Below are 23682 nucleotides of genomic sequence, written 5' to 3' on the forward strand. Positions count from 1 at the left end.
GGAGCAGAGAGCGGGCAATCCTGCCCCGCTCTCGATTCGCGTCACGTGTTATTCGGTTTCCAGATCGATATCGATGCCGAGGGAACGAATTTCTTTGATCAACACGTTGAAGGACTCGGGCATGCCCGGCTCCATACGGTGATCGCCGTCCACGATGTTTTTGTACATCTTGGTCCGACCGTTCACATCGTCCGACTTCACTGTGAGCATTTCTTGCAGAGTGTATGCGGCACCGTATGCTTCCAGTGCCCAGACCTCCATCTCCCCGAAACGCTGACCACCGAACTGCGCCTTACCACCCAGCGGCTGCTGGGTAACCAGGCTGTACGAACCGGTAGAACGAGCGTGCATCTTGTCGTCTACCAAGTGGTTCAGCTTCAGCATGTACATGTAGCCAACAGTAACCGGGCGCTCGAACTTGTTGCCGGTACGGCCGTCGGTCAGCTGCATCTGGCCGCTTTCTGGCAGGTCCGCCAGTTTCAGCATGGCCTTGATTTCGCTTTCCTTGGCACCGTCGAACACCGGAGTGGCCATCGGCACGCCGCCGCGCAGGTTCTTCGCCAGATCCAGGATTTCCTGATCGGAGAAGCTATCCAGATCTTCGTTACGACCGCCGATCTGGTTGTAGATCTCGTCCAGGAACTTACGCAGTTCCGCGACCTTGCGCTGCTCTTCGACCATGCGGTTGATCTTCTCGCCCAGACCTTTGGCCGCGAGGCCCAGGTGGGTTTCGAGAATCTGACCAACGTTCATACGCGAAGGTACGCCCAACGGGTTGAGGACGACGTCGACCGGGGTGCCGTTGGCATCGTGCGGCATGTCTTCAACCGGCATGATCACGGAGACCACACCCTTGTTACCGTGACGACCGGCCATCTTGTCGCCCGGCTGGATGCGGCGGCGGATTGCCAGGTAAACCTTGACGATTTTCAGCACGCCTGGAGCCAGGTCATCGCCCTGCTGCAGTTTGCGCTTCTTGTCTTCGAACTTGTCGTCCAGCAGACGGCGACGATCAACGATGTAGGCCTGGGCCTTCTCGAGCTGCTCGTTCAGAGCATCTTCAGCCATGCGCAGCTTGAACCACTGACCATGCTCAAGACCGTCGAGTACTTCGTCGGTGATTTCCTGACCTTTCTTCAGACCGGCGCCGCCTTCGGCTTTGTGGCCGACCAGAGCGGAACGCAGACGTTCGAAAGTGGCGCCTTCAACGATACGGAACTCTTCGTTCAGATCCTTACGGATCTCGTCGAGCTGGCTCTTCTCGATCGACAAGGCACGAGCATCACGCTCCACGCCGTCGCGAGTGAAGACCTGTACGTCGATGACAGTACCCTTGGTACCGGTAGGTACACGCAGGGAAGTGTCTTTAACGTCGCTGGCTTTTTCACCGAAGATTGCACGCAGCAGTTTCTCTTCCGGAGTCAGCTGGGTCTCGCCTTTCGGAGTGACCTTACCGACCAGGATGTCGCCTGCGCCAACTTCAGCACCCACATAAACGATACCGGCTTCGTCCAGCTTGTTCAGTGCAGCCTCGCCCACGTTCGGGATGTCTGCAGTGATTTCCTCTGGGCCAAGCTTGGTGTCACGGGCCACACAGGTCAGTTCCTGGATGTGGATCGTGGTGAAGCGGTCTTCCTGAACCACACGCTCGGACAGACAGATGGAGTCTTCGAAGTTGAAGCCGTTCCATGCCATGAACGCGATGCGCATGTTCTGACCCAGAGCCAGCTCACCCATGTCGGTGGACGGACCGTCGGCCATGATGTCGCTACGCTGAACCCGATCGCCCTTGCTCACCAGCGGACGCTGGTTGATGCAGGTGTTCTGGTTGGAGCGGGTGTATTTGGTCAGGTTGTAGATGTCAACACCGGCTTCGCCTGGTTCAACTTCGTCATCCGCAACACGAACCACGATACGGCTGGCGTCAACCGAGTCGATCACGCCGCCACGACGAGCCACGACGCAAACGCCGGAGTCACGGGCAACGTTACGCTCCATGCCGGTACCTACCAGCGGCTTGTCGGCACGCAGGGTTGGTACAGCCTGACGCTGCATGTTCGACCCCATCAACGCACGGTTGGCGTCGTCGTGCTCGAGGAACGGAATCAGCGACGCTGCAACCGAAACTACCTGCTTCGGCGAAACGTCCATCAAGGTGACGTCTTCTGGCGCCTTGACGGTGAATTCGTTCAAGTGACGAACAGCTACCAGCTCATCGATCAGCTGACCTTTGTCGTTCATGGTCGCCGAAGCCTGGGCGATCACGTGATCGGCCTCTTCAATAGCGGACAGGAACACGATCTCGTCGGTCACCAGACCTTCTTTCACCACGCGGTACGGGCTCTCGAGGAAGCCGTACTGGTTGGTGCGAGCATAGGCAGCCAAGGAGTTGATCAGACCGATGTTCGGACCTTCCGGCGTTTCAATCGGGCATACACGACCATAGTGAGTCGGGTGTACGTCACGAACTTCGAAGCCTGCGCGCTCACGGGTCAGACCGCCCGGGCCGAGTGCGGAGACACGACGCTTGTGGGTGATCTCAGACAGCGGGTTGTTCTGGTCCATGAACTGGGACAGCTGGCTGGAACCGAAGAACTCTTTCACCGCCGCAGCCACAGGCTTGGCATTGATCAGGTCTTGCGGCATCAGGCCTTCGCTTTCAGCCATCGACAGACGCTCTTTGACCGCACGCTCAACACGTACCAGGCCAACGCGGAACTGGTTCTCGGCCATTTCGCCTACGCAGCGAACACGACGGTTACCCAGGTGGTCGATGTCATCGACGATGCCTTTGCCGTTACGGATGTCGACCAGAGTCTTCAGAACAGCAACGATGTCTTCCTTGCACAACACGCCCGAACCTTCGATCTCGGTACGACCGATACGACGGTTGAACTTCATCCGGCCGACCGCAGACAGGTCATAGCGCTCAGGGCTGAAGAACAGGTTGTTGAACAGGGTCTCGGCCGCATCCTTGGTTGGAGGCTCGCCAGGACGCATCATACGATAGATCTCGACCAACGCTTCCAGCTGGTTGGTGGTGGAGTCGATCTTCAGAGTGTCGGAAACGAACGGACCGCAATCGATATCGTTGGTGTACAACGTTTCGATACGCACGACCTGAGCCTTGGCGATCTTCGCCAGGATCTCGGTGTTCAGCTCGGTATTGCACTCTGCCAGGATTTCGCCGGTGGCCGGATGCACGATGACCTTGGCGGTAGTACGACCCAGGACGTAGTCCAGAGGCACTTCCAGCTCTTTGATCCCGGCTTTTTCCAGCTGGTTGATGTGACGAGCGGTAATACGACGACCCTGCTCGACAATAACCTTGCCTTTGTCATCCTGAATATCGAGGACTGCAATTTCACCGCGCAGGCGCTGAGGCACCAGCTCCAGGCTCAGGCTTTCGCCGCGCACATGGAATACGTTGGTGGTGTAGAAAGCGTCCAGCACTTCTTCAGTGGTGTAGCCCAGCGCGCGCAGCAATACCGATGCAGGCAGCTTGCGACGACGGTCGATACGCACGAACACGCAGTCTTTCGGGTCGAACTCGAAGTCCAACCAGGAGCCGCGGTAAGGAATGATACGTGCGGAGTACAGCAGCTTACCGGAGCTGTGCGTCTTGCCACGGTCGTGGTCGAAGAATACGCCAGGGGAACGGTGCAGCTGGGAAACGATTACACGCTCGGTACCGTTGATTACGAAGGTACCGTTCTCAGTCATCAGGGGGATTTCACCCATGTAGACTTCTTGCTCTTTGATGTCCTTGATCGCTTTGTTCGACGATTCTTTGTCGAAAATGATCAGACGAACTTTTACCCGCAAAGGTACGGCGTAAGTTACACCGCGCAGCACGCATTCTTTGACATCAAATGCCGGTTCGCCCAAGCGATAACCGACATACTCCAACGCAGCATTGCCGGAGTAGCTGATGATCGGGAAAACGGATTTGAAGGCCGCATGCAGGCCCACGTCGCGGAACTGATCTTTAGTCGCTCCCGCTTGCAAGAATTCACGATACGAATCCAGCTGGATGGCCAGGAGGTACGGCACATCCATGACGTCCGGCAACTTGCTAAAGTCCTTGCGGATACGTTTTTTCTCAGTATATGAGTAAGCCATCAGCGTTCCCCAGCTTGGTCACCTGCTTATTTGGCCCCTCCCGACGGGAGCAGCCAGAAAATCGTGCAAACCCTTTGGTTTGCTCCACCGCACAGGGTGGTTACAGCACGTTAGAGACACCGACCCAGTCGGCTGCCAATAACGGAAAAAGGCCGGTGGCAAGAGCCACCAGCCATCAGCCTCAGCTTAACGCTTGGGCTGGAGACACAAAGTCGATGCTTACTTCAGCTCGACTTTAGCGCCTGCTTCTTCCAGAGCTGCTTTGGCTTTGTCAGCGGCTTCTTTAGCAACGCCTTCCAGAACCATGGCAGGAGCACCGTCAACTACAGCCTTGGCTTCTTTCAGGCCCAGACCGGTCAGTTCACGTACAGCCTTGATCACGTTAACTTTCTTCTCGCCAGCTTCGGTCAGCATGACGTTGAATTCAGTTTGCTCTTCAACAACAGCGGCAGCAGCAGCTGGACCAGCAGCGGCAACAGCAGCGGTAACGCCGAAGGTTTCTTCCATTGCTTTGATCAGCTCAACAACTTCCAGAACGGTTTTCTGGCCGATTGCTTCGATGATTTGCTCGTTAGTCAGAGACATGACTATAAATTCCTGTATTGGGGTGACAGCCTACGCAGCCATCAAATTAAACATATGATTTTGAAAGGGCTTGCAGTGCCTTAGGCAGCAGCAGCTTCTTTCTGGTCGCGAATGGCCGCCAGAGTACGAGCCAGCTTGCTGGTAGCGCCTTGGATCACGCTCATCAGCTTCGCAATAGCTTCGTCGCGAGTTGGCAGCGAAGCCAACACGTCGATCTCGTTTGCTGCGAGGTACTTGCCCTCGAACGCAGCTGCCTTGATCTCGAACTTTTCCTGACCCTTTGCGAACTCTTTGAAAATACGAGCAGCAGCGCCCGGATGTTCCTTGGAGAATGCAATCAGGGTCGGGCCGACGAACGCGTCGTTGAGCACGTCATATTGAGTGCCTTCAACAGCGCGCTTGAGCAGGGTGTTACGTACGACACGTACATACACGCCAGCTTCGCGGGCCTCTTTACGGAGTCCGGTCATAGCGCCTACTGTCACACCACGGGCATCAGCCACGACAGCGGACAGAGCGCCTTTGGCAGCCTCGTTGACTTCAGCGACGATGGCCTTCTTGTCTTCGAGTTTAATTGCCACGGGTTTAACTCCTGCTTGTTACCGTTTCATCCAACCGAGGCCGGATGTCGTTTTGGTGTCTGATTCGGTAAGGAACCGGGAGCACCATCTGCGTAGGCTTGTGGTTTAAGACTTGCGTCGCCTACGGTCTTGGATAGCCCCCGCCAGGCAGGGACCCCAATCTTTCAATTGACGCAATCTCTTACGTCAACCTGTGTCTTATACGTCCAGCGAACCTTGGTCGATGACCAGACCTGGGCCCATAGTGGTACTCAGGGTAACGCGCTTGACGTAGATACCTTTCGAGGAAGCTGGCTTGATACGCTTCAGATCAGCGATCAGGGCTTCAACGTTTTCCTTCAGCTTGACGGCGTCGAAGCCGACCTTGCCAACGGAAGTGTGGATAATGCCGTTTTTGTCGGTGCGATAACGAACCTGACCGGCCTTGGCGTTTTTAACAGCGCCAGCTACGTCTGGAGTTACGGTACCAACCTTAGGGTTAGGCATCAGACCGCGTGGACCGAGGATCTGGCCCAGCTGACCTACAACGCGCATTGCATCCGGGGAAGCAATAACTACGTCATAGTTCAGGTCGCCGCCTTTCATTTCGGCAGCCAGGTCGTCCATACCTACGCGATCAGCGCCGGCAGCCAGGGCAGCTTCAGCGGCTGGGCCTTGGGTGAACACAGCTACACGTACAGTCTTGCCAGTGCCGTGTGGCAGCACGGTAGCGCTGCGAACAACCTGGTCGGATTTACGTGGGTCAACACCCAAGTTTACAGCGACGTCAACAGACTCGCTGAACTTGACGGTCGACAGCTCGGTCAGGAGAGCAGCTGCGTCTACGAAGCTGTAGGCCTTGCCCGCTTCAATCTTGCCGGCGATAGCCTTTTGGCGCTTGGTCAGCTTAGCCATTACACACCCTCCACGTTAAGGCCCATGCTACGAGCAGAACCGGCGATAGTACGCACGGCTGCATCCATATCAGCTGCAGTCAGATCCGCGTTTTTGGTTTTCGCGATTTCTTCCAGCTGAGCACGGGTAACGGTGCCAACCTTAACGGTGTTCGGACGAGCGGAACCGCTGGTTAGGCCAGCAGCTTTCTTCAGCAGAACCGAAGCAGGGGTGCTCTTAGTTTCGAAAGTGAAGCTGCGGTCACTGTAAACAGTGATAATCACAGGAGTCGGCAGACCTGGCTCAAGACCCTGGGTACGGGCGTTGAAGGCCTTGCAGAATTCCATGATGTTCACGCCGTGCTGACCCAGTGCTGGACCGACGGGTGGACTTGGGTTGGCCTGTGCGGCCTTCACTTGCAGCTTGATGTAAGCAGTAATCTTCTTAGCCATGAGGCACTCCAATTACGGGTTCAAACGCCTGGAAAGGCTCCCCGGTTACTTGCGCGTTTATCCCAGTGACGACAAAACCCCACAGCCTTGGGCTGCGGGGTATGGGATTCTCGTTCAGCTATGCCTTTTCGACCTGGCTGAACTCTAGCTCTACCGGAGTAGAGCGACCGAAAATGAGCACAGCCACTTGGATCCGGCTCTTTTCGTAGTTAACTTCTTCGACGGTGCCGTTAAAGTCAGCGAACGGACCATCGGTAACACGAACAACCTCACCCGGCTCGAACAGAGTCTTAGGCTTAGGCTTGTCACTACCATCAGCAACACGACGCAGAATGGCTTCTGCCTCTTTGTCCGTGATTGGCGCAGGCTTGTCGGCAGTACCACCGATAAAACCCATCACCCGAGGAGTATCCTTGACCAAGTGCCAAGTACCCTCATTCATATCCATCTGAACCAGCACATAACCAGGGAAGAACTTGCGCTCGCTTTTGCGTTTCTGGCCATTACGCATCTCAACCACTTCTTCAGTGGGAACCAGAATTTCACCAAAGCCATCTTCCATGCCAGCCAGCTTTACGCGCTCGATCAACGAACGCATTACATGCTTCTCGTAACCCGAGTAAGCATGCACAACGTACCAACGCTTAGCCACGGGACACCCTTAGCCAACAATCAAGGAAACGAGCCAGCCGAGCAGGGAATCAAGCCCCCACAACAGCAACGCCATAACCAGAACAACAGCCACTACGATCAACGTGGTCTGCATGGTTTCTTGGCGAGTTGGCCATACGACTTTACGAATCTCGGTGCGAGCTTCCTTAACCAGTACAAAGAAAGACTTGCCCTTGGCAGTCTGCAGACCTACAAAGGCAGCTACAGCAGCGATAGCAAGCAAAGCGAGTACGCGGTACAGGATCGGCGAAGCGGAGTAATACTGATTACCGACAACGCCAACGACCACCAAAGCAACTACTACAAGCCACTTGAGCAGATCGAAGCGAGAGCCTTGAGCTTCAGCTTTAGGAGTCATCTATGAAGATCCTGTGAAAAGAAAGCCAGACACACCGAGTGAATCTGGCAGGTCAGGAGGGAATCGAACCCCCAACCTACGGTTTTGGAGACCGTCGCTCTGCCAATTGAGCTACTGACCTAAAAACAAAATCAGGCCGACCATTATGCCGGCCCGATGGAGATATATCAAGAACTTACTCGATGACTTTGGCTACGACGCCAGCGCCGACGGTACGACCGCCTTCACGGATAGCGAAACGCAGACCATCTTCCATCGCGATGGTTTTGATCAGAGTGACAGTCATCTGGATGTTGTCACCCGGCATTACCATTTCAACGCCCTCTGGCAGCTCGCAGTTACCAGTCACGTCAGTAGTACGGAAGTAGAACTGTGGACGGTAGCCTTTGAAGAACGGAGTATGACGGCCGCCTTCTTCCTTGCTCAGAACGTACACTTCAGCAGTGAACTTGGTGTGCGGCTTAACGGTACCTGGCTTAACCAGAACCTGGCCACGCTCAACGTCGTCACGCTTGGTGCCACGCAGCAGAACGCCGCAGTTCTCACCAGCACGACCTTCGTCCAGCAGCTTGCGGAACATCTCAACACCGGTGCAGGTGGTTTTTTGAGTGTCGCGCAGACCAACGATCTCAACTTCTTCCTGGATGCGAACGATACCACGCTCAACACGACCAGTTACCACGGTACCGCGGCCGGAGATCGAGAACACGTCTTCGATTGGCATCAGGAACGGCTTATCGATAGCACGCTCTGGCTCTGGGATGTAGGTATCCAGAGTTTCTACCAGCTTCTTAACAGCGGTAGTGCCCATTTCGTTGTCGTCTTGGCCGTTCAGAGCCATCAGAGCCGAACCGATGATGATTGGAGTGTCATCACCTGGGAAGTCGTAAGTGCTCAGCAGGTCGCGCACTTCCATCTCAACCAGTTCCAGCAGCTCAGCGTCGTCTACCATGTCAGCCTTGTTCAGGAAGACAACGATGTACGGAACGCCTACCTGACGGGACAGCAGGATGTGCTCGCGAGTTTGTGGCATCGGACCATCGGCAGCCGAGCAAACCAGGATCGCGCCGTCCATCTGGGCAGCACCAGTGATCATGTTTTTGACGTAGTCGGCGTGACCTGGGCAGTCAACGTGCGCGTAGTGACGAATATTCGAATCGTACTCTACGTGCGCAGTATTGATGGTGATACCACGAGCCTTTTCTTCCGGGGCGCTGTCGATCTTGTCGAAGTCAACACGAGCCGAACCGAAAACCTCGGAGCAGACGCGAGTCAGAGCAGCAGTCAGAGTGGTTTTACCGTGGTCAACGTGACCAATGGTACCAACGTTGACGTGCGGCTTATTACGTTCGAACTTTTCCTTAGCCATCGAAATCACCCCTAGGAGAAGAATTGAGCAAGTCACACAAGCCATTAAAACAAAGGCAGATATTTTCATATCTGCCTTGTTATATGGAGCTCTTGAGCGGATTTGAACCGCTGACCTCACCCTTACCAAGGGTGTGCTCTACCAACTGAGCTACAAGAGCGAAACACTTTGCACAACCTGCAAACTTGGAGCGGGTAGCGGGAATCGAACCCGCATCATCAGCTTGGAAGGCTGAGGTTCTACCACTAAACTATACCCGCGGAGCCTGCAGCTCACGCTAAATCTGGTGGAGGGGGAAGGATTCGAACCTTCGAAGTCGTAGACGTCAGATTTACAGTCTGATCCCTTTGGCCGCTCGGGAACCCCTCCTAAGCGAGGCAGCATTCTACATCATGCCACCCTTCTGTCAAGCATTTTCTCATTAAAAACCTGAGGTTAGCTGCGTTGACCTCGCTTCGCTGCGTCTACCTCTAGAGGTCTTCACTGCGGAGCGGGCGCCATTCTATGCAAACTATTCGGCAGTTGCAATGCCTTCGCATGACATTATTTTATGTTTTAACTCATTGAATTCTTTAGCAAGATTCTGCAGCAGCGAATCATCCAGCAAATGCTTGCTTTCAGGAGCCACCCGCAACCAGTAACCAGAAGCATCAGGCAACCCCAAGGACTTCAATCGGACCTCCACCCCCAATGCCGACAGACGCTGCTCGAGCATTTGAGCCTGATCACGACGAGCAAAACCACCTATATAGAGGCAATCGGCTTGAGCCCCACCCTTGTCACGCCTAGAGAGAGCGTCAGACGACTCACTCAACAAGCGGATATCCTGCTGGGACCCTTTATAAAGCGTCAGAGGTGTTACCTCCTTGGCACGTAAAGGCACTTCCTGCTGATGCCAGACGTAATAGAACACATTGAGAACCAGAAGCAGCAGGAACAACCAGCGCATAAAAACCTCAGGACAATGGGCATGCCATAGCCAATCCGACAAAAACCAGATCCGGAACCACTCGCCCTTGCGGGACAACCCCAGAAACCAGATCAGCATCACCACCAGTGAGAAATACTACGAAATCATCCCCCCAGTAACCACGCGCCAACTCCAACTGAGTTAGAACGAACCCCCTCAACATCAATGAGCAGCCACGCTCTACCGCCTCAACCGTCGTACGCCCCGGCAACAGGCTCACCAGCGCGCGCTCGGCAGACAAATCATCGTACCGAATTCGACGAGTGTGAGTTCTCAGCTGATTACGCATCAATGGCATCCCTGGGCAGATAAACCCCCCCAGGTGCTCGCCATCCGCAGCAATGAAATCCGCAGTAACCGCCGTCCCGAAATCGAGTACTAGGCAGGCACCAGCCGCAAGGCGAAAGCCTCCCAGCATGGCAAGCCAGCGATCCAGGCCAAGTCGCTCAAACTCCTCATAACCATTTCGTACGCCGGCCATTTCTTTCGCAGGCGCAGCACAGATCACCGCCACGCCAAAAGCCTGAACCAACATGGAAGTAAGCTTGCTCGTCTCCTCGGCCGTGCGCACGCTGACCAAGCGGCAGCGGGTCAAAACCAAGCCGTTTAGCGTACGCAGATGCCCGACCAAAGCATCATCGGAATCAACCACACCCTCAGCAAATACCCCAAGCGCAGCATTATCCAGAACGCGCCATTTAATGAAGCTGTTTCCGCAATCAAGCTCAAGAATCATTGCGTAACCTCAAGCTGAGCTCGCCACCGCTGTAGACCTTCTCAACCCCATCCACCCTCAATCGCAATGCGCCCTGCTGATCGATGCCCATAACAACACCGTCTATTTTATTGATCCCAGCAATCAGAGACACCGCACTACCTTGCCACAAATGATTCTGCTCCCACTCCTCTTGAATAGAGGAAAAGCCCTGGGCCTGGTGGCGCTCCAGGTAAGCCTTCAGCATCATGCTCAACCGAGCAACCAACTGGTTACGATCAACCTGCTTGCCGGACTCAAGCCGTACAGACGTCCACTGCTGATCAATCTCGTCGGTTTTCTGCATGCTGACGTTGATACCTACACCCAGAACTACATGACAAACATCAGCAGGATCCCCAACCAACTCCAACAGGATTCCGGCGATTTTTTTGCGTCCAACTAAAACATCGTTTGGCCACTTCAGGCCCGCACCAGCAATTCCAAACTCGCGCAAGGTTTGCATGACCGCCAGCCCGACTACCAAGCTGAGCCCTTCAAGCTGACGCATTCCACCATCGATACGCAGTACGAGGCTGTAATAAACATTTTCTGCAAAAGGGCTAGCCCATTTTCGCCCTCTCCGACCACGCCCCGCCGTCTGACGCTCAGCGAGCACCAGGAACGGCGCAGGCACGCCACGCTCGACAGCCCTCAGAGCTTCGGCGTTTGTAGAGTCAATAGAATCGAAAACCAGCACAGCCCAAGGGCAATCCTTTGATTGCTCGTAAATATCAGCCGGATTCAGAAGCGTCAGCGGGGCCGCCAACTGATAACCGCGGCCGCGAACTTTATGGATAGAGAGCCCCAGCTCAGCCTCCAACTGCTGCAACTGCTTCCACACGGCACTGCGACTAACGCCCAAGGCGGCACCAAGGGCCTGGCCCGAGTGAAACCGCCCATCCTTCAGAAGCTCCAACAATGTCAGCATGCAGATCTCGCCTCACAATGAGGCAGGCATGATAGCCATGCCTAAGGCTGTTGCATAGAAAGCGTGACCAGGCACAATCAAGCAGCTAGCAGCTGCAATTTGAAAGGTTTTTCCGCGCGCAAAAACAAAACCCCAATTGCTTTCGCAATTGGGGTTTTGGAATTTAATCTTGACGATGACCTACTCTCACATGGGGAAACCCCACACTACCATCGGCGATGCATCGTTTCACTGCTGAGTTCGGGATGGGATCAGGTGGTTCCAATGCTCTATGGTCGTCAAGAAATTCGGTGTGCCGAGTCGTCTTTCGACGCTTCAGCAAATTGGGTATGCGATAGTTTGTGTGTTTTCTCGAACTTTCGGTTCGTTTCGTCTTCACACACCGCAATCTGGCTGTTAAGCGCAAATTGCTTGGGTGTTATATGGTCAAGCCTCACGGGCAATTAGTATTGGTTAGCTCAACGCCTCACAGCGCTTACACACCCAACCTATCAACGTCGTAGTCTTCGACGGCCCTTCAGGGAACTCAAGGTTCCAGTGAGATCTCATCTTGAGGCAAGTTTCCCGCTTAGATGCTTTCAGCGGTTATCTTTTCCGAACATAGCTACCCGGCAATGCCACTGGCGTGACAACCGGAACACCAGAGGTTCGTCCACTCCGGTCCTCTCGTACTAGGAGCAGCCCCTCTCAAATCTCAAACGTCCACGGCAGATAGGGACCGAACTGTCTCACGACGTTCTAAACCCAGCTCGCGTACCACTTTAAATGGCGAACAGCCATACCCTTGGGACCGGCTTCAGCCCCAGGATGTGATGAGCCGACATCGAGGTGCCAAACACCGCCGTCGATATGAACTCTTGGGCGGTATCAGCCTGTTATCCCCGGAGTACCTTTTATCCGTTGAGCGATGGCCCTTCCATACAGAACCACCGGATCACTAAGACCTACTTTCGTACCTGCTCGACGTGTCTGTCTCGCAGTCAAGCGCGCTTTTGCCTTTATACTCTACGACCGATTTCCGACCGGTCTGAGCGCACCTTCGTACTCCTCCGTTACTCTTTAGGAGGAGACCGCCCCAGTCAAACTACCCACCATACACTGTCCTCGATCCGGATAACGGACCTGAGTTAGAACCTCAAAGTTGCCAGGGTGGTATTTCAAGGATGGCTCCACGCGAACTGGCGTCCACGCTTCAAAGCCTCCCACCTATCCTACACAAGCAAATTCAAAGTCCAGTGCAAAGCTATAGTAAAGGTTCACGGGGTCTTTCCGTCTAGCCGCGGATACACTGCATCTTCACAGCGATTTCAATTTCACTGAGTCTCGGGTGGAGACAGCGCCGCCATCGTTACGCCATTCGTGCAGGTCGGAACTTACCCGACAAGGAATTTCGCTACCTTAGGACCGTTATAGTTACGGCCGCCGTTTACCGGGGCTTCGATCAAGAGCTTCGCGTTAGCTAACCCCATCAATTAACCTTCCGGCACCGGGCAGGCGTCACACCCTATACGTCCACTTTCGTGTTTGCAGAGTGCTGTGTTTTTAATAAACAGTCGCAGCGGCCTGGTATCTTCGACCGGCATGGGCTTACGGAGCAAGTCCTTCACCCTCACCGGCGCACCTTCTCCCGAAGTTACGGTGCCATTTTGCCTAGTTCCTTCACCCGAGTTCTCTCAAGCGCCTTGGTATTCTCTACCCAACCACCTGTGTCGGTTTGGGGTACGGTTCCTAGTTATCTGAAGCTTAGAAGCTTTTCTTGGAAGCATGGCATCAACCACTTCGTCACCTAAAAGGTAACTCGTCATCAGCTCTCGGCCTTAGAATCCCGGATTTACCTAAGATTCCAGCCTACCACCTTAAACTTGGACAACCAACGCCAAGCTGGCCTAGCCTTCTCCGTCCCTCCATCGCAATAACTAGAAGTACAGGAATATTAACCTGTTTTCCATCGACTACGCTTTTCAGCCTCGCCTTAGGGACCGACTAACCCTGCGTCGATTAACGTTGCGCAGGAAACCTTGGTCTTTCGGCGTGGGTGTTTTTCACACCCATTGTCGTTACTCATGTCAGCATTCGCACTTCTGATACCTCCAGCAAGCTTCTCAACTCACCTTCACAGGCTTACAGAACGCTCCTCTACCGCATCACTTACGTGATACCCGTAGCTTCGGTGTATGGTTTGAGCCCCGTTACATCTTCCGCGCAGGCCGACTCGACTAGTGAGCTATTACGCTTTCTTTAAAGGGTGGCTGCTTCTAAGCCAACCTCCTAGCTGTCTAAGCCTTCCCACATCGTTTCCCACTTAACCATAACTTTGGGACCTTAGCTGACGGTCTGGGTTGTTTCCCTTTTCACGACGGACGTTAGCACCCGCCGTGTGTCTCCCATGCTCGGCACTTGTAGGTATTCGGAGTTTGCATCGGTTTGGTAAGTCGGGATGACCCCCTAGCCGAAACAGTGCTCTACCCCCTACAGTGATACATGAGGCGCTACCTAAATAGCTTTCGAGGAGAACCAGCTATCTCCGAGCTTGATTAGCCTTTCACTCCGATCCACAGGTCATCCGCTAACTTTTCAACGGTAGTCGGTTCGGTCCTCCAGTCAGTGTTACCTAACCTTCAACCTGCCCATGGATAGATCGCCCGGTTTCGGGTCTATACCCAGCGACTAAACGCCCTATTAAGACTCGCTTTCGCTACGCCTCCCCTATTCGGTTAAGCTCGCCACTGAATATAAGTCGCTGACCCATTATACAAAAGGTACGCAGTCACAGAACAAAGTCTGCTCCCACTGCTTGTACGCATACGGTTTCAGGATCTATTTCACTCCCCTCTCCGGGGTTCTTTTCGCCTTTCCCTCACGGTACTAGTTCACTATCGGTCAGTCAGTAGTATTTAGCCTTGGAGGATGGTCCCCCCATATTCAGACAAAGTTTCTCGTGCTCCGTCCTACTCGATTTCATGACTAAGAGATTTTCGCGTACAGGGCTATCACCCACTATGGCCGCACTTTCCAGAGCGTTCCGCTAATCTCAAAGCCACTTAAGGGCTAGTCCCCGTTCGCTCGCCACTACTAAGGGAATCTCGGTTGATTTCTTTTCCTCAGGGTACTTAGATGTTTCAGTTCCCCTGGTTCGCCTCTTGCACCTATGTATTCAGTACAAGATAACCATCTTATGATGGCTGGGTTCCCCCATTCAGACATCTCCGGATCAAAGTCTGTTTGCCGACTCCCCGAAGCTTTTCGCAGGCTACCACGTCTTTCATCGCCTCTGACTGCCAAGGCATCCACCGTATGCGCTTCTTCACTTGACCATATAACCCCAAGCAATCTGGTTATACTGTGAAGACGACATTCGCCGAAAATTCGCGATTAAACTCACAAATTTTACCTTAGCCTGAACAACACCAGTGAAAGTGCTATCCAGTCTATCTTTCTATCACATACCCAAATTTTTAAAGAACGATTCTGATAAAGATCAGAAATCAACATTCACCATCAACTTGATGGAATGCTCATTTCTAAGCTTTAAACGATGGACACCAATCTGTAATGGTGGAGCCAAGCGGGATCGAACCGCTGACCTCCTGCGTGCAAGGCAGGCGCTCTCCCAGCTGAGCTATGGCCCCGTATCGCTACAGGGTGCACCAGTAATTGGTGGGTCTGGGCAGATTCGAACTGCCGACCTCACCCTTATCAGGGGTGCGCTCTAACCAACTGAGCTACAGACCCAATCGTCTTCTTCAATGAATCAAGCAATTCGTGTGGGAGCTTATGAAGCAGCTGATGTCGTCGATTAAGGAGGTGATCCAGCCGCAGGTTCCCCTACGGCTACCTTGTTACGACTTCACCCCAGTCATGAATCACACCGTGGTAACCGTCCTCCCGAAGGTTAGACTAGCTACTTCTGGTGCAACCCACTCCCATGGTGTGACGGGCGGTGTGTACAAGGCCCGGGAACGTATTCACCGCGACATTCTGATTCGCGATTACTAGCGATTCCGACTTCACGCAGTCGAGTTGCAGACTGCGATCCGGACTACGATCGGTTTTGTGGGATTAGCTCCACCTCGCGGCTTGGCAACCCTCTGTACCGACCATTGTAGCACGTGTGTAGCCCAGGCCGTAAGGGCCATGATGACTTGACGTCATCCCCACCTTCCTCCGGTTTGTCACCGGCAGTCTCCTTAGAGTGCCCACCATAACGTGCTGGTAACTAAGGACAAGGGTTGCGCTCGTTACGGGACTTAACCCAACATCTCACGACACGAGCTGACGACAGCCATGCAGCACCTGTCTCAATGTTCCCGAAGGCACCAATCCATCTCTGGAAAGTTCATTGGATGTCAAGGCCTGGTAAGGTTCTTCGCGTTGCTTCGAATTAAACCACATGCTCCACCGCTTGTGCGGGCCCCCGTCAATTCATTTGAGTTTTAACCTTGCGGCCGTACTCCCCAGGCGGTCAACTTAATGCGTTAGCTGCGCCACTAAGAGCTCAAGGCTCCCAACGGCTAGTTGACATCGTTTACGGCGTGGACTACCAGGGTATCTAATCCTGTTTGCTCCCCACGCTTTCGCACCTCAGTGTCAGTATCAGTCCAGGTGGTCGCCTTCGCCACTGGTGTTCCTTCCTATATCTACGCATTTCACCGCTACACAGGAAATTCCACCACCCTCTACCATACTCTAGCTCGCCAGTTTTGGATGCAGTTCCCAGGTTGAGCCCGGGGATTTCACATCCAACTTAACGAACCACCTACGCGCGCTTTACGCCCAGTAATTCCGATTAACGCTTGCACCCTCTGTATTACCGCGGCTGCTGGCACAGAGTTAGCCGGTGCTTATTCTGTCGGTAACGTCAAAATACTCACGTATTAGGTAAGTACCCTTCCTCCCAACTTAAAGTGCTTTACAATCCGAAGACCTTCTTCACACACGCGGCATGGCTGGATCAGGCTTTCGCCCATTGTCCAATATTCCCCACTGCTGCCTCCCGTAGGAGTCTGGACCGTGTCTCAGTTCCAGTGTGACTGATCATCCTCTCAGACCAGTTACGGATCGTCGCCTTGGTGAGCCATTACCTCACCAACTAGCTAATCCGACCTAGGCTCATCTGATAGCGCAAGGCCCGAAGGTCCCCTGCTTTCTCCCGTAGGACGTATGCGGTATTAGCGTCCGTTTCCGAACGTTATCCCCCACTACCAGGCAGATTCCTAGGCATTACTCACCCGTCCGCCGCTCTCAAGAGGTGCAAGCACCTCTCTACCGCTCGACTTGCATGTGTTAGGCCTGCCGCCAGCGTTCAATCTGAGCCATGATCAAACTCTTCAGTTCAAACATCTTTGGGTTTTGAGAAAACCCTAAACTTGGCTCAGCAATCGTTGGTTACATCTTTGATTTCTCGCGGAGTAACTTGTGATGCTGATAATCTTTCTGACTATCAGTCTGACTCCACAAGCACCCACACGAATTGCTTGATTCAGTTGTTAAAGAGCGGTTGGTTAAGTCTTTCGTCTCAACCGAGGCGCGCATTCTACAGCAGCCTCTGCATCTGTCAAGCGGTTATTTTAAGAAGTTTTCAAAGTTTCCTTTGCAACTTCAACCACTTGCGCTTCCGATCTCTCGTCAGCGGGAGGCGAATTCTACAGCGTTACACGCTGCTGTCAACACCTCTTTTTCTCCGCTTTCGACCGAGAAGATCGAATCGTTAACTCGGCGAAAACTTACTGCCGAATCAACTCCTTCGGGCTTCGATGAACTGAAGCGCAACCACTGCCGAAAACCGCGTAACTCGTTGAATCTCAAGGAGTTTTCCGTTTCGACTGCGCCGGAAGTGGGGCGAATTATAGAGAGATATAATTCGCCGTCAACACCTATTTTCAGTTTTATTCGGATTTAAGCGTAATACGTGCAAAAGCCTTCTTTCCGGCCTGACAAACATGAGTCGAGCCGACAGCCCATATAAAGGAACGCTCAACAACCTCACCATCTATACGCACACCACCCGAACCGAGCAGGTCACGCGCCATTGCCGAGTTCTTTACCAAGCCCGCCTTATTAAGGACAGCCGCGATCGGCATATCTTCAGCAGCAGCCAGCTCGATCTCAGGCAGATCATCCGGCAGCTCACCATCCTTCATGCGGTTGCCCGCAGCACGGTGAGCATTCGCTGCAGCTTCCTCACCATGGAAACGCGCAACGATTTCTTCAGCCAGCTTGATCTTGATATCCCGCGGATTCGCACCCGCCTCGACATCTGCCTTAAAGGAAAGAATCTCATCCATGGAGCGGAAGCTCAGCAGCTCGAAGTAACGCCACATCAACGCATCCGGAATGGAGACCAGCTTGCTATACATAACACCCGGCGCTTCCTGGATACCTACATAGTTACCCAGCGACTTGGACATCTTCTTGACGCCGTCCAACCCCTCGAGCAACGGCATCGTCAGAATGCACTGAGCTTCCTGACCATAACCGCGCTGCAGCTCACGCCCCATCAACAGATTGAACTTCTGATCGGTACCGCCCAACTCCACATCGGCACGCAGCGCCACCGAGTCATAACCCTGAACCAGCGGATAGAGGAACTCGTGAATGGCAATGGGTTGATTGGTGGAATAGCGCTTGTCGAAGTCGTCACGCTCGAGCATGCGAGCAACGGTGTACTGGGAAGTCAGGCGAATGAAGTCCGCAGGCCCCATCTTGTCCATCCAGGTGGAGTTGAAGGCCACCTCGGTTTTCGCCGGGTCGAGAATCTTGAACACCTGGCTCTTGTAGGTCTCGGCATTTTCGAGGACCTGCTCGCGAGTCAGTGGCGGACGAGTTGCGCTCTTGCCACTCGGATCACCGATCATCCCAGTGAAGTCGCCGATCAGGAAGATCACCTGATGACCCAGATCCTGGAACTGGCGCAGCTTATTAATAAGCACGGTATGACCCAGGTGCAAATCCGGCGCCGTTGGGTCGAAGCCAGCCTTAATACGCAGCGGTTGGCCGCGCTTGAGCTTTTCGATCAGCTCGGACTCGACCAACAACTCTTCTGCACCACGTTTGATCAGCGCTAGCTGCTCTTCAACCGACTTCATAACAGACCCGCAAGGCTCAGATTCAAAGGGAACCAACCATACAAGATCAGCGCCCAATTACAAGTTTTGCCCGGCGTACGGATGGCTTTCCGCGAACAGGACGTCCACAGGCTTGCTTAACAGATGATTTGGTTATATTTTATACAGTTATTTCATCTTCATCATGTCATTCATCTTTTCCAATTCATCTTTTTCAAAGTCAAAATTACTTATGACCACAGAACCGCCTAAAGCCCCGCCGCTTTATCCGAAGACCCACCTGCTCGCCGCAAGTGGCATCGCCGCCCTCCTCAGCCTGGCGCTCCTGGTATTCCCTTCCAGCGATGTAGAAGCCAAAAGAACAACTCTGAGCCTCGACCTGGAAAGCCCGGCCGAGCAACTGACACAAGATCAAGACGCCGCAGACGCCGCACAAGCCACAAATGAAGCCGTAGCGTCCCCGTTCGCACAAATCGAAAACAGCCCCGAAGACACTGCGAAAACCACTGAAACCGCTCAAGAGCAGCCTGCTCCGGCCGTGGCGGAAGAAAAGAAGGCAGCGAATCACAGGGAAGTCATTGTTGCCAAGGGCGACACCCTTTCCACGCTATTCGAGAAGGTCGGCCTACCTGCCACTTCGGTGCATGACGTGTTGGCCAGCGACAAGCAAGCCAAGCAGTTCACCCAGTTGAAGCGCGGCCAGAAACTTGAGTTCGAACTGGGTCCGGACGGCCAGTTGAACAATCTGCACAGCAAGGTCAATGACCTGGAAAGCATCACCCTGACCAAAGGGCCAAAAGGCTTCGCCTTCAGCCGTATCACCGCCAAGCCCATGGTGCGCACGGCCTACGTTCATGGCGTGATCAACAGCTCGCTGTCGCAATCCGCAGCACGTGCCGGCCTGTCTCACAGTCTGACGATGGACATGGCCAACGTCTTTGGCTACGACATCGACTTCGCCCAGGATATTCGCCCCGGTGACGAGTTCGACGTGATCTACGAACAGACCGTCGTCAATGGTAAAGCCGTGGGTACCCGCAACATTCTCTCCGCCCGCTTCACCAACCGTGGCAAGACCTACACCGCGGTGCGCTACACCAACAAACAAGGCATGAGCAGTTATTACACCGCTGATGGCAATAGCATGCGCAAGGCCTTTATCCGTACGCCGGTGGACTTCGCACGTATCAGTTCGCGCTTCTCCATGGGCCGCAAACACCCGATCCTGAACAAGATCCGCGCTCACAAAGGCGTCGACTACGCAGCCCCTCGCGGTACGCCAATCAAGGCAGCCGGCGATGGCAAGGTGCTCCTGGCCGGGCGTCGTGGCGGATACGGCAACACCGTGATCATCCAGCACGGCAATGCTTACCGCACGCTGTACGGCCATATGCAAGGCTTCGCCAAAGGCGTCAAGACCGGCGGAACCGTCAAGCAGGGCCAGGTGATCGGCTACATCGGCACCACCGGGCTTTCCACGGGCCCGCATTTGCATTACGAGTTCCAGGTCAACGGCGTTCACGTCGATCCACTGGGCCAGAAGCTGCCAATGGCCGATCCGATCGCCAAAGCGGAGCGCGCACGCTTCCTGCAACAAAGCCAGCCACTGATGGCGCGGATGGATCAGGAAAAAGCCACCCTGCTCGCTTCGAACAAGCGTTAAGCATGGCGCTCTATATAGGTGTGATGTCCGGGACCAGTCTTGATGGCCTGGATATCGCACTCATCGAGCAAACACCGGCGATCAGGCTGATCGCCACGCATTACATTCCCATGCCTGAATCCCTGCGCGCCGAGCTGCTTGGCTTGTGCGCCAGCGGTCCCGATGAAATCGCCCGCTCCGCCATCGCCCAGCAAAACTGGGTAAAACTGGCCGCCCAGGGTATTCATAGCCTACTTGCCCAACAGAAACTGAAACCCGCGGACATCCGCGCCATTGGCAGTCATGGCCAGACCATCCGCCATGAGCCCGCCCGCGGCTTCACGGTCCAGATCGGCAACCCGGCATTACTGACAGAGCTGACCGGAATCACGGTGGTCAGCGACTTCCGCAGCCGCGACGTCGCCGCCGGCGGCCAGGGCGCTCCACTGGTACCGGCCTTTCATGAAGCGCTCTTTGATCAAAGCTGCGGCAAGCGCGCGGTCCTCAATGTCGGCGGCTTCAGCAACCTGAGCCTGATCGAGAGCGACAAGCCGGTTGCCGGCTTCGACTGCGGCCCGGGTAACGTCCTGCTGGATGCCTGGATCAATGCCCAGCGCGGAGAAAACTACGATCGCGACGGCCAATGGGCTGCCAGCGGTCAGGTTGAGCCGCTGCTGCTGAACGCTCTGCTCAGCGACCCATTCTTTGCCACTCAAGGCCCGAAGAGTACGGGTCGCGAGGTATTCAACTTGGAGTGGCTACAGGAGCATCTGGCTCGCCTGCCAGCCTTGCCCCCCGAAAACGTACAGGCAACGCTCCTGGAGCTGACCGCGCTGACCATCGTCGAGTCGCTGCAGGTGGCGCAGACCGATACCCAGGAGCTGCTGGTCTGCGGCGGCGGCGCTCACAACTCGGCCTTGATGAATCGCCTGTCCAGCCTGCTACCTAACACCAAGGTCAGCAGTACCGCCACCCACGGCGTCGATCCGGACTGGGTTGAAGCCATGGCATTCGCCTGGCTGGCCCACTGCTGTTTGGAAGGCATAGCCGCCAACCGCCCAAGTGTCACTGGCGCCCGCGGCTTACGTATCCTGGGCGCGATCTACCCCGCCTGATCGCCAGACAGCAAAACGCCGCAGAGCCCGAAAACCCTGCGGCGCTTGGTAAAACCTTATTCAGCGATCAGATCGAGAACGAAGAACCGCAACCGCAGGTGGTCGTGGCATTCGGGTTCTTGATCACGAAACGCGAACCTTCCAGACCTTCCTGATAATCCACCTCGGCACCTGCCAGATACTGGAAGCTCATCGGATCGACCACCAGGCTGACGCCTTCGCGCTCGACGATGGTGTCGTCATCCGCGACTTCTTCATCGAAAGTGAAGCCGTACTGAAACCCTGAACAACCGCCGCCCGTAACGAATACGCGCAGCTTCAAGCGATCATTACCCTCTTCATCGACCAGGCTCTTCACCTTGTGCGCGGCACCGTGGGTGAATTGCAAAGCCGTGGGGGTGAAGGATTCGACGCTCATGCTGACTATCTCCCGGCGTTACGCCGCCATAATGCGTGATGACGCGCATTATCCGCTTCTCCCAGAAAAGCGGTCAACTATTGTTACGGTATATCAATAAGCCCAGGGCTTACCGCAGAAATGCAAAAAGGCCCGTAACGGGCCTTTTGCTGAAGCAGGCAGACGCCTTAAGGCAGCATGCCGGCGTGGGACAGGCCCAGACGCTCGTCTAGACCGAACAGGATGTTCAGGTTCTGTACGGCCTGGCCCGACGCGCCTTTGACCAGGTTGTCGATCACCGACAACACGACCACCAGATCGCCATCCTGCGGACGGTGCACGGCAATCCGGCATACGTTGGCGCCCCGCACGCTGCGGGTTTCCGGATGGCTGCCCGCCGGCATCACATCCACGAACGGCTCGTTGGCATAACGTTTCTCGAACAGCGCCTGCAGGTCCACCGACTTGTCCACGACAGTGGCATAGAGCGTCGAGTGAATGCCACGGATCATCGGCGTCAGGTGCGGCACGAACGTCAGGCCGACATCCTTGCCCGCCGCACGGCGCAGGCCCTGGCGAATCTCCGGCAGGTGACGATGACCTTTGACCGCATAGGCCTTTATGCTTTCCGAAGTCTCGGAGTACAGGGAGCCGACACTAGCGCCCCGCCCCGCCCCGCTGACACCCGACTTGCAGTCGGCGATCAGCCGCGAAGTGTCGGCCAGCCCCGCCTCCAGCAGTGGCAGGAAGCCGAGCTGGGTAGCAGTCGGGTAGCACCCCGGAACAGCGATCAGGCGGGCCTTCTTGATCTGCTCGCGATTGACTTCCGGCAGGCCATAGACGGCTTCATCGAGCAACTCAGGGGCCCCATGGGGCTGGCCGTACCACTTGGCCCACTCATCGGCGTCCTGCAGACGGAAGTCCGCCGACAGGTCGATGACCTTGGTACCGGCAGCCAGCAGCTCACCCGCCAGGGCATGGGCAACACCGTGCGGAGTCGCGAAGAACACCACATCGCAGGCACCGAGGGTCTTGATGTCCGGAACGCTGAATGCCAGGCCGTCATAGTGGCCTCGCAGGTTCGGGTACATATCGGCGACGGCAAGGCCTGCCTCGGATCGGGAAGTGATGACCACCACTTCAGCCTGCGGATGCTGTGCCAACAGACGCAGCAGTTCGACACCGGTGTAACCCGTGCCGCCGACGATACCGACCTTGACCATAAACCTGCCCTCAACGAACCCACTGGAAAGCCGTCGATGATAGGGGCCGAAAGACCCTGCGACAACCGTCAAGGTGACGTGCGGACGCTCCTGCCACTACTATCTTCGCTACCGTGAACCTGGGAATAACCGAAATGCTCTATCTGTGGCTCAAAGCCTTTCACATCGTCAGTCTGGTCTGCTGGTTTGCCGGTCTGTTCTACCTGCCACGCCTGTTCGTTTATCACGCTCAAAGCGAAGACACGATCAGCAAGGAACGCTTCAGCATCATGGAGCGCAAGCTGTACCGCGGAATCATGGGCCCGGCGATGATTGCCACGCTGATTTTCGGTATCTGGCTGCTGAGCCTGAACCCCAGCGCCTACTTCGGCCAGGGCGGCTGGATGCATGCCAAGCTGACCCTGGTGGTCATCCTGATTGGCTACCACCATATGTGCGGCGCCCAGGTGAAACGTTTTGCCCGTGGAGAAAACACCCGCAGCCATGTCTTTTACCGCTGGTTCAATGAAGTGCCAGTTCTGGTATTGCTGGCTATCGTAATTCTGGTCGTTGTCCGGCCGTTCTAATTCCTACT

17 protein-coding genes, 6 tRNA genes and 3 rRNA genes are annotated in these 23682 nt (G+C 55.0%); 3 read left to right on the plus strand and 23 right to left on the minus strand.

Annotation, left to right across the window (positions count from 1 at the left end; all coding sequences use genetic code 11):
* Positions 1-48: 48 nt before the first annotated feature.
* From rpoB to tyrS, 21 genes are all read right to left on the minus strand, one after another.
* Positions 49-4122, minus strand: a complete 4074-nt coding sequence (gene rpoB, locus CXQ81_RS29650) for a DNA-directed RNA polymerase subunit beta (protein WP_007925957.1) — start codon at positions 4120-4122, stop codon at positions 49-51.
* A gap of 219 nt (positions 4123-4341) precedes the next feature.
* Positions 4342-4707 carry a 50S ribosomal protein L7/L12 gene (rplL, locus tag CXQ81_RS29655; protein ID WP_007925956.1) on the minus strand — a complete coding sequence of 122 codons (366 nt, stop codon included), beginning with the start codon at positions 4705-4707 and terminating at the stop codon, positions 4342-4344.
* A gap of 80 nt (positions 4708-4787) precedes the next feature.
* Entirely contained in the window at positions 4788-5288 is a 501-nt protein-coding gene (gene rplJ / locus CXQ81_RS29660; protein WP_007925954.1) for a 50S ribosomal protein L10, read from the minus strand.
* A 198-nt stretch (positions 5289-5486) separates the two neighbouring features.
* Positions 5487-6182 carry a 50S ribosomal protein L1 gene (gene rplA, locus CXQ81_RS29665; protein WP_007925952.1) on the minus strand — a complete coding sequence of 232 codons (696 nt, stop codon included), beginning with the start codon at positions 6180-6182 and terminating at the stop codon, positions 5487-5489.
* Positions 6182-6613, minus strand: a complete 432-nt coding sequence (rplK, locus tag CXQ81_RS29670; protein WP_003176435.1) for a 50S ribosomal protein L11 — start codon at positions 6611-6613, stop codon at positions 6182-6184. Before rplK ends, rplA begins: the two co-directional genes overlap by 1 nt.
* A 118-nt stretch (positions 6614-6731) precedes the next feature.
* On the minus strand, positions 6732-7265 hold the full coding sequence (nusG, locus tag CXQ81_RS29675; protein WP_002555501.1) for a transcription termination/antitermination protein NusG: 534 nt from the start codon (positions 7263-7265) through the stop codon (positions 6732-6734).
* 9 nt (positions 7266-7274) lie between these two features.
* On the minus strand, positions 7275-7643 hold the full coding sequence (secE, locus tag CXQ81_RS29680; protein ID WP_101339259.1) for a preprotein translocase subunit SecE: 369 nt from the start codon (positions 7641-7643) through the stop codon (positions 7275-7277).
* A gap of 45 nt (positions 7644-7688) precedes the next feature.
* Positions 7689-7764 (minus strand) — tRNA-Trp (locus CXQ81_RS29685).
* 54 nt (positions 7765-7818) lie between these two features.
* Positions 7819-9012, minus strand: a complete 1194-nt coding sequence (gene tuf / locus CXQ81_RS29690; RefSeq protein ID WP_007924207.1) for an elongation factor Tu — start codon at positions 9010-9012, stop codon at positions 7819-7821.
* Positions 9013-9096: 84 nt separating this feature from the next.
* A tRNA-Thr gene (locus CXQ81_RS29695) sits at positions 9097-9172 on the minus strand.
* Between the two features lie 26 nt (positions 9173-9198).
* Positions 9199-9272 (minus strand) — tRNA-Gly (locus CXQ81_RS29700).
* A 24-nt stretch (positions 9273-9296) separates the two neighbouring features.
* A tRNA-Tyr gene (locus tag CXQ81_RS29705) sits at positions 9297-9381 on the minus strand.
* A 142-nt stretch (positions 9382-9523) separates the two neighbouring features.
* The gene (locus tag CXQ81_RS29710) at positions 9524-9961 is read right to left on the minus strand and encodes a hypothetical protein (protein ID WP_101339260.1); all 438 of its coding nucleotides are present in this window, start codon (positions 9959-9961) and stop codon (positions 9524-9526) included.
* Positions 9962-9968: 7 nt separating this feature from the next.
* Positions 9969-10718, minus strand: a complete 750-nt coding sequence (locus CXQ81_RS29715) for a pantothenate kinase (protein WP_007924212.1) — start codon at positions 10716-10718, stop codon at positions 9969-9971.
* On the minus strand, positions 10708-11667 hold the full coding sequence (gene birA, locus CXQ81_RS29720; RefSeq protein ID WP_101339261.1) for a bifunctional biotin--[acetyl-CoA-carboxylase] ligase/biotin operon repressor BirA: 960 nt from the start codon (positions 11665-11667) through the stop codon (positions 10708-10710). The genes CXQ81_RS29715 and birA overlap by 11 nt, the downstream gene beginning before the upstream one ends.
* 167 nt (positions 11668-11834) lie before the next feature.
* Positions 11835-11950, minus strand: a 5S ribosomal RNA gene (gene rrf / locus CXQ81_RS29725).
* A gap of 139 nt (positions 11951-12089) precedes the next feature.
* Positions 12090-14981: ribosomal RNA gene (locus CXQ81_RS29730) — 23S ribosomal RNA — on the minus strand.
* A gap of 239 nt (positions 14982-15220) precedes the next feature.
* Positions 15221-15296: transfer RNA gene (locus CXQ81_RS29735), tRNA-Ala, on the minus strand.
* 26 nt (positions 15297-15322) lie between these two features.
* A tRNA-Ile gene (locus CXQ81_RS29740) sits at positions 15323-15399 on the minus strand.
* A 65-nt stretch (positions 15400-15464) separates the two neighbouring features.
* A 16S ribosomal RNA gene (locus CXQ81_RS29745) occupies positions 15465-17001 on the minus strand.
* Together the 16S, 23S and 5S rRNA genes with 2 tRNA genes alongside form the textbook arrangement of a ribosomal RNA operon.
* 551 nt (positions 17002-17552) lie before the next feature.
* Positions 17553-18752: a tyrosine--tRNA ligase gene (tyrS, locus tag CXQ81_RS29755; protein WP_009045857.1), complete on the minus strand. Its 1200-nt coding sequence runs from the start codon at positions 18750-18752 to the stop codon at positions 17553-17555.
* A gap of 211 nt (positions 18753-18963) precedes the next feature.
* On the opposite strand from tyrS, the gene CXQ81_RS29760 reads away from it, so the two are divergent.
* Both CXQ81_RS29760 and CXQ81_RS29765 read left to right on the plus strand, forming a co-directional pair.
* Positions 18964-20394, plus strand: a complete 1431-nt coding sequence (locus CXQ81_RS29760) for a peptidoglycan DD-metalloendopeptidase family protein (protein ID WP_007930198.1) — start codon at positions 18964-18966, stop codon at positions 20392-20394.
* A 2-nt stretch (positions 20395-20396) separates the two neighbouring features.
* Entirely contained in the window at positions 20397-21488 is a 1092-nt protein-coding gene (locus CXQ81_RS29765; protein WP_101339262.1) for an anhydro-N-acetylmuramic acid kinase, read from the plus strand.
* 67 nt (positions 21489-21555) lie between these two features.
* On the opposite strand, the gene erpA is transcribed toward CXQ81_RS29765, so the two are convergent.
* Entirely contained in the window at positions 21556-21906 is a 351-nt protein-coding gene (gene erpA / locus CXQ81_RS29770) for an iron-sulfur cluster insertion protein ErpA (protein ID WP_007906865.1), read from the minus strand.
* A 167-nt stretch (positions 21907-22073) separates the two neighbouring features.
* On the minus strand, positions 22074-23108 hold the full coding sequence (gene argC, locus CXQ81_RS29775; RefSeq protein WP_101339263.1) for an N-acetyl-gamma-glutamyl-phosphate reductase: 1035 nt from the start codon (positions 23106-23108) through the stop codon (positions 22074-22076).
* Between the two features lie 134 nt (positions 23109-23242).
* Between argC and hemJ the strand changes: the two genes are divergently transcribed.
* The gene (gene hemJ, locus CXQ81_RS29780; RefSeq protein WP_007930191.1) at positions 23243-23674 is read left to right on the plus strand and encodes a protoporphyrinogen oxidase HemJ; all 432 of its coding nucleotides are present in this window, start codon (positions 23243-23245) and stop codon (positions 23672-23674) included.
* Positions 23675-23682 lie beyond the last annotated feature (8 nt).

It is taken from the genome of Pseudomonas sp. 09C 129 (assembly GCF_002843625.1).
Lineage (GTDB): Bacteria > Pseudomonadota > Gammaproteobacteria > Pseudomonadales > Pseudomonadaceae > Aquipseudomonas > Aquipseudomonas chlororaphis.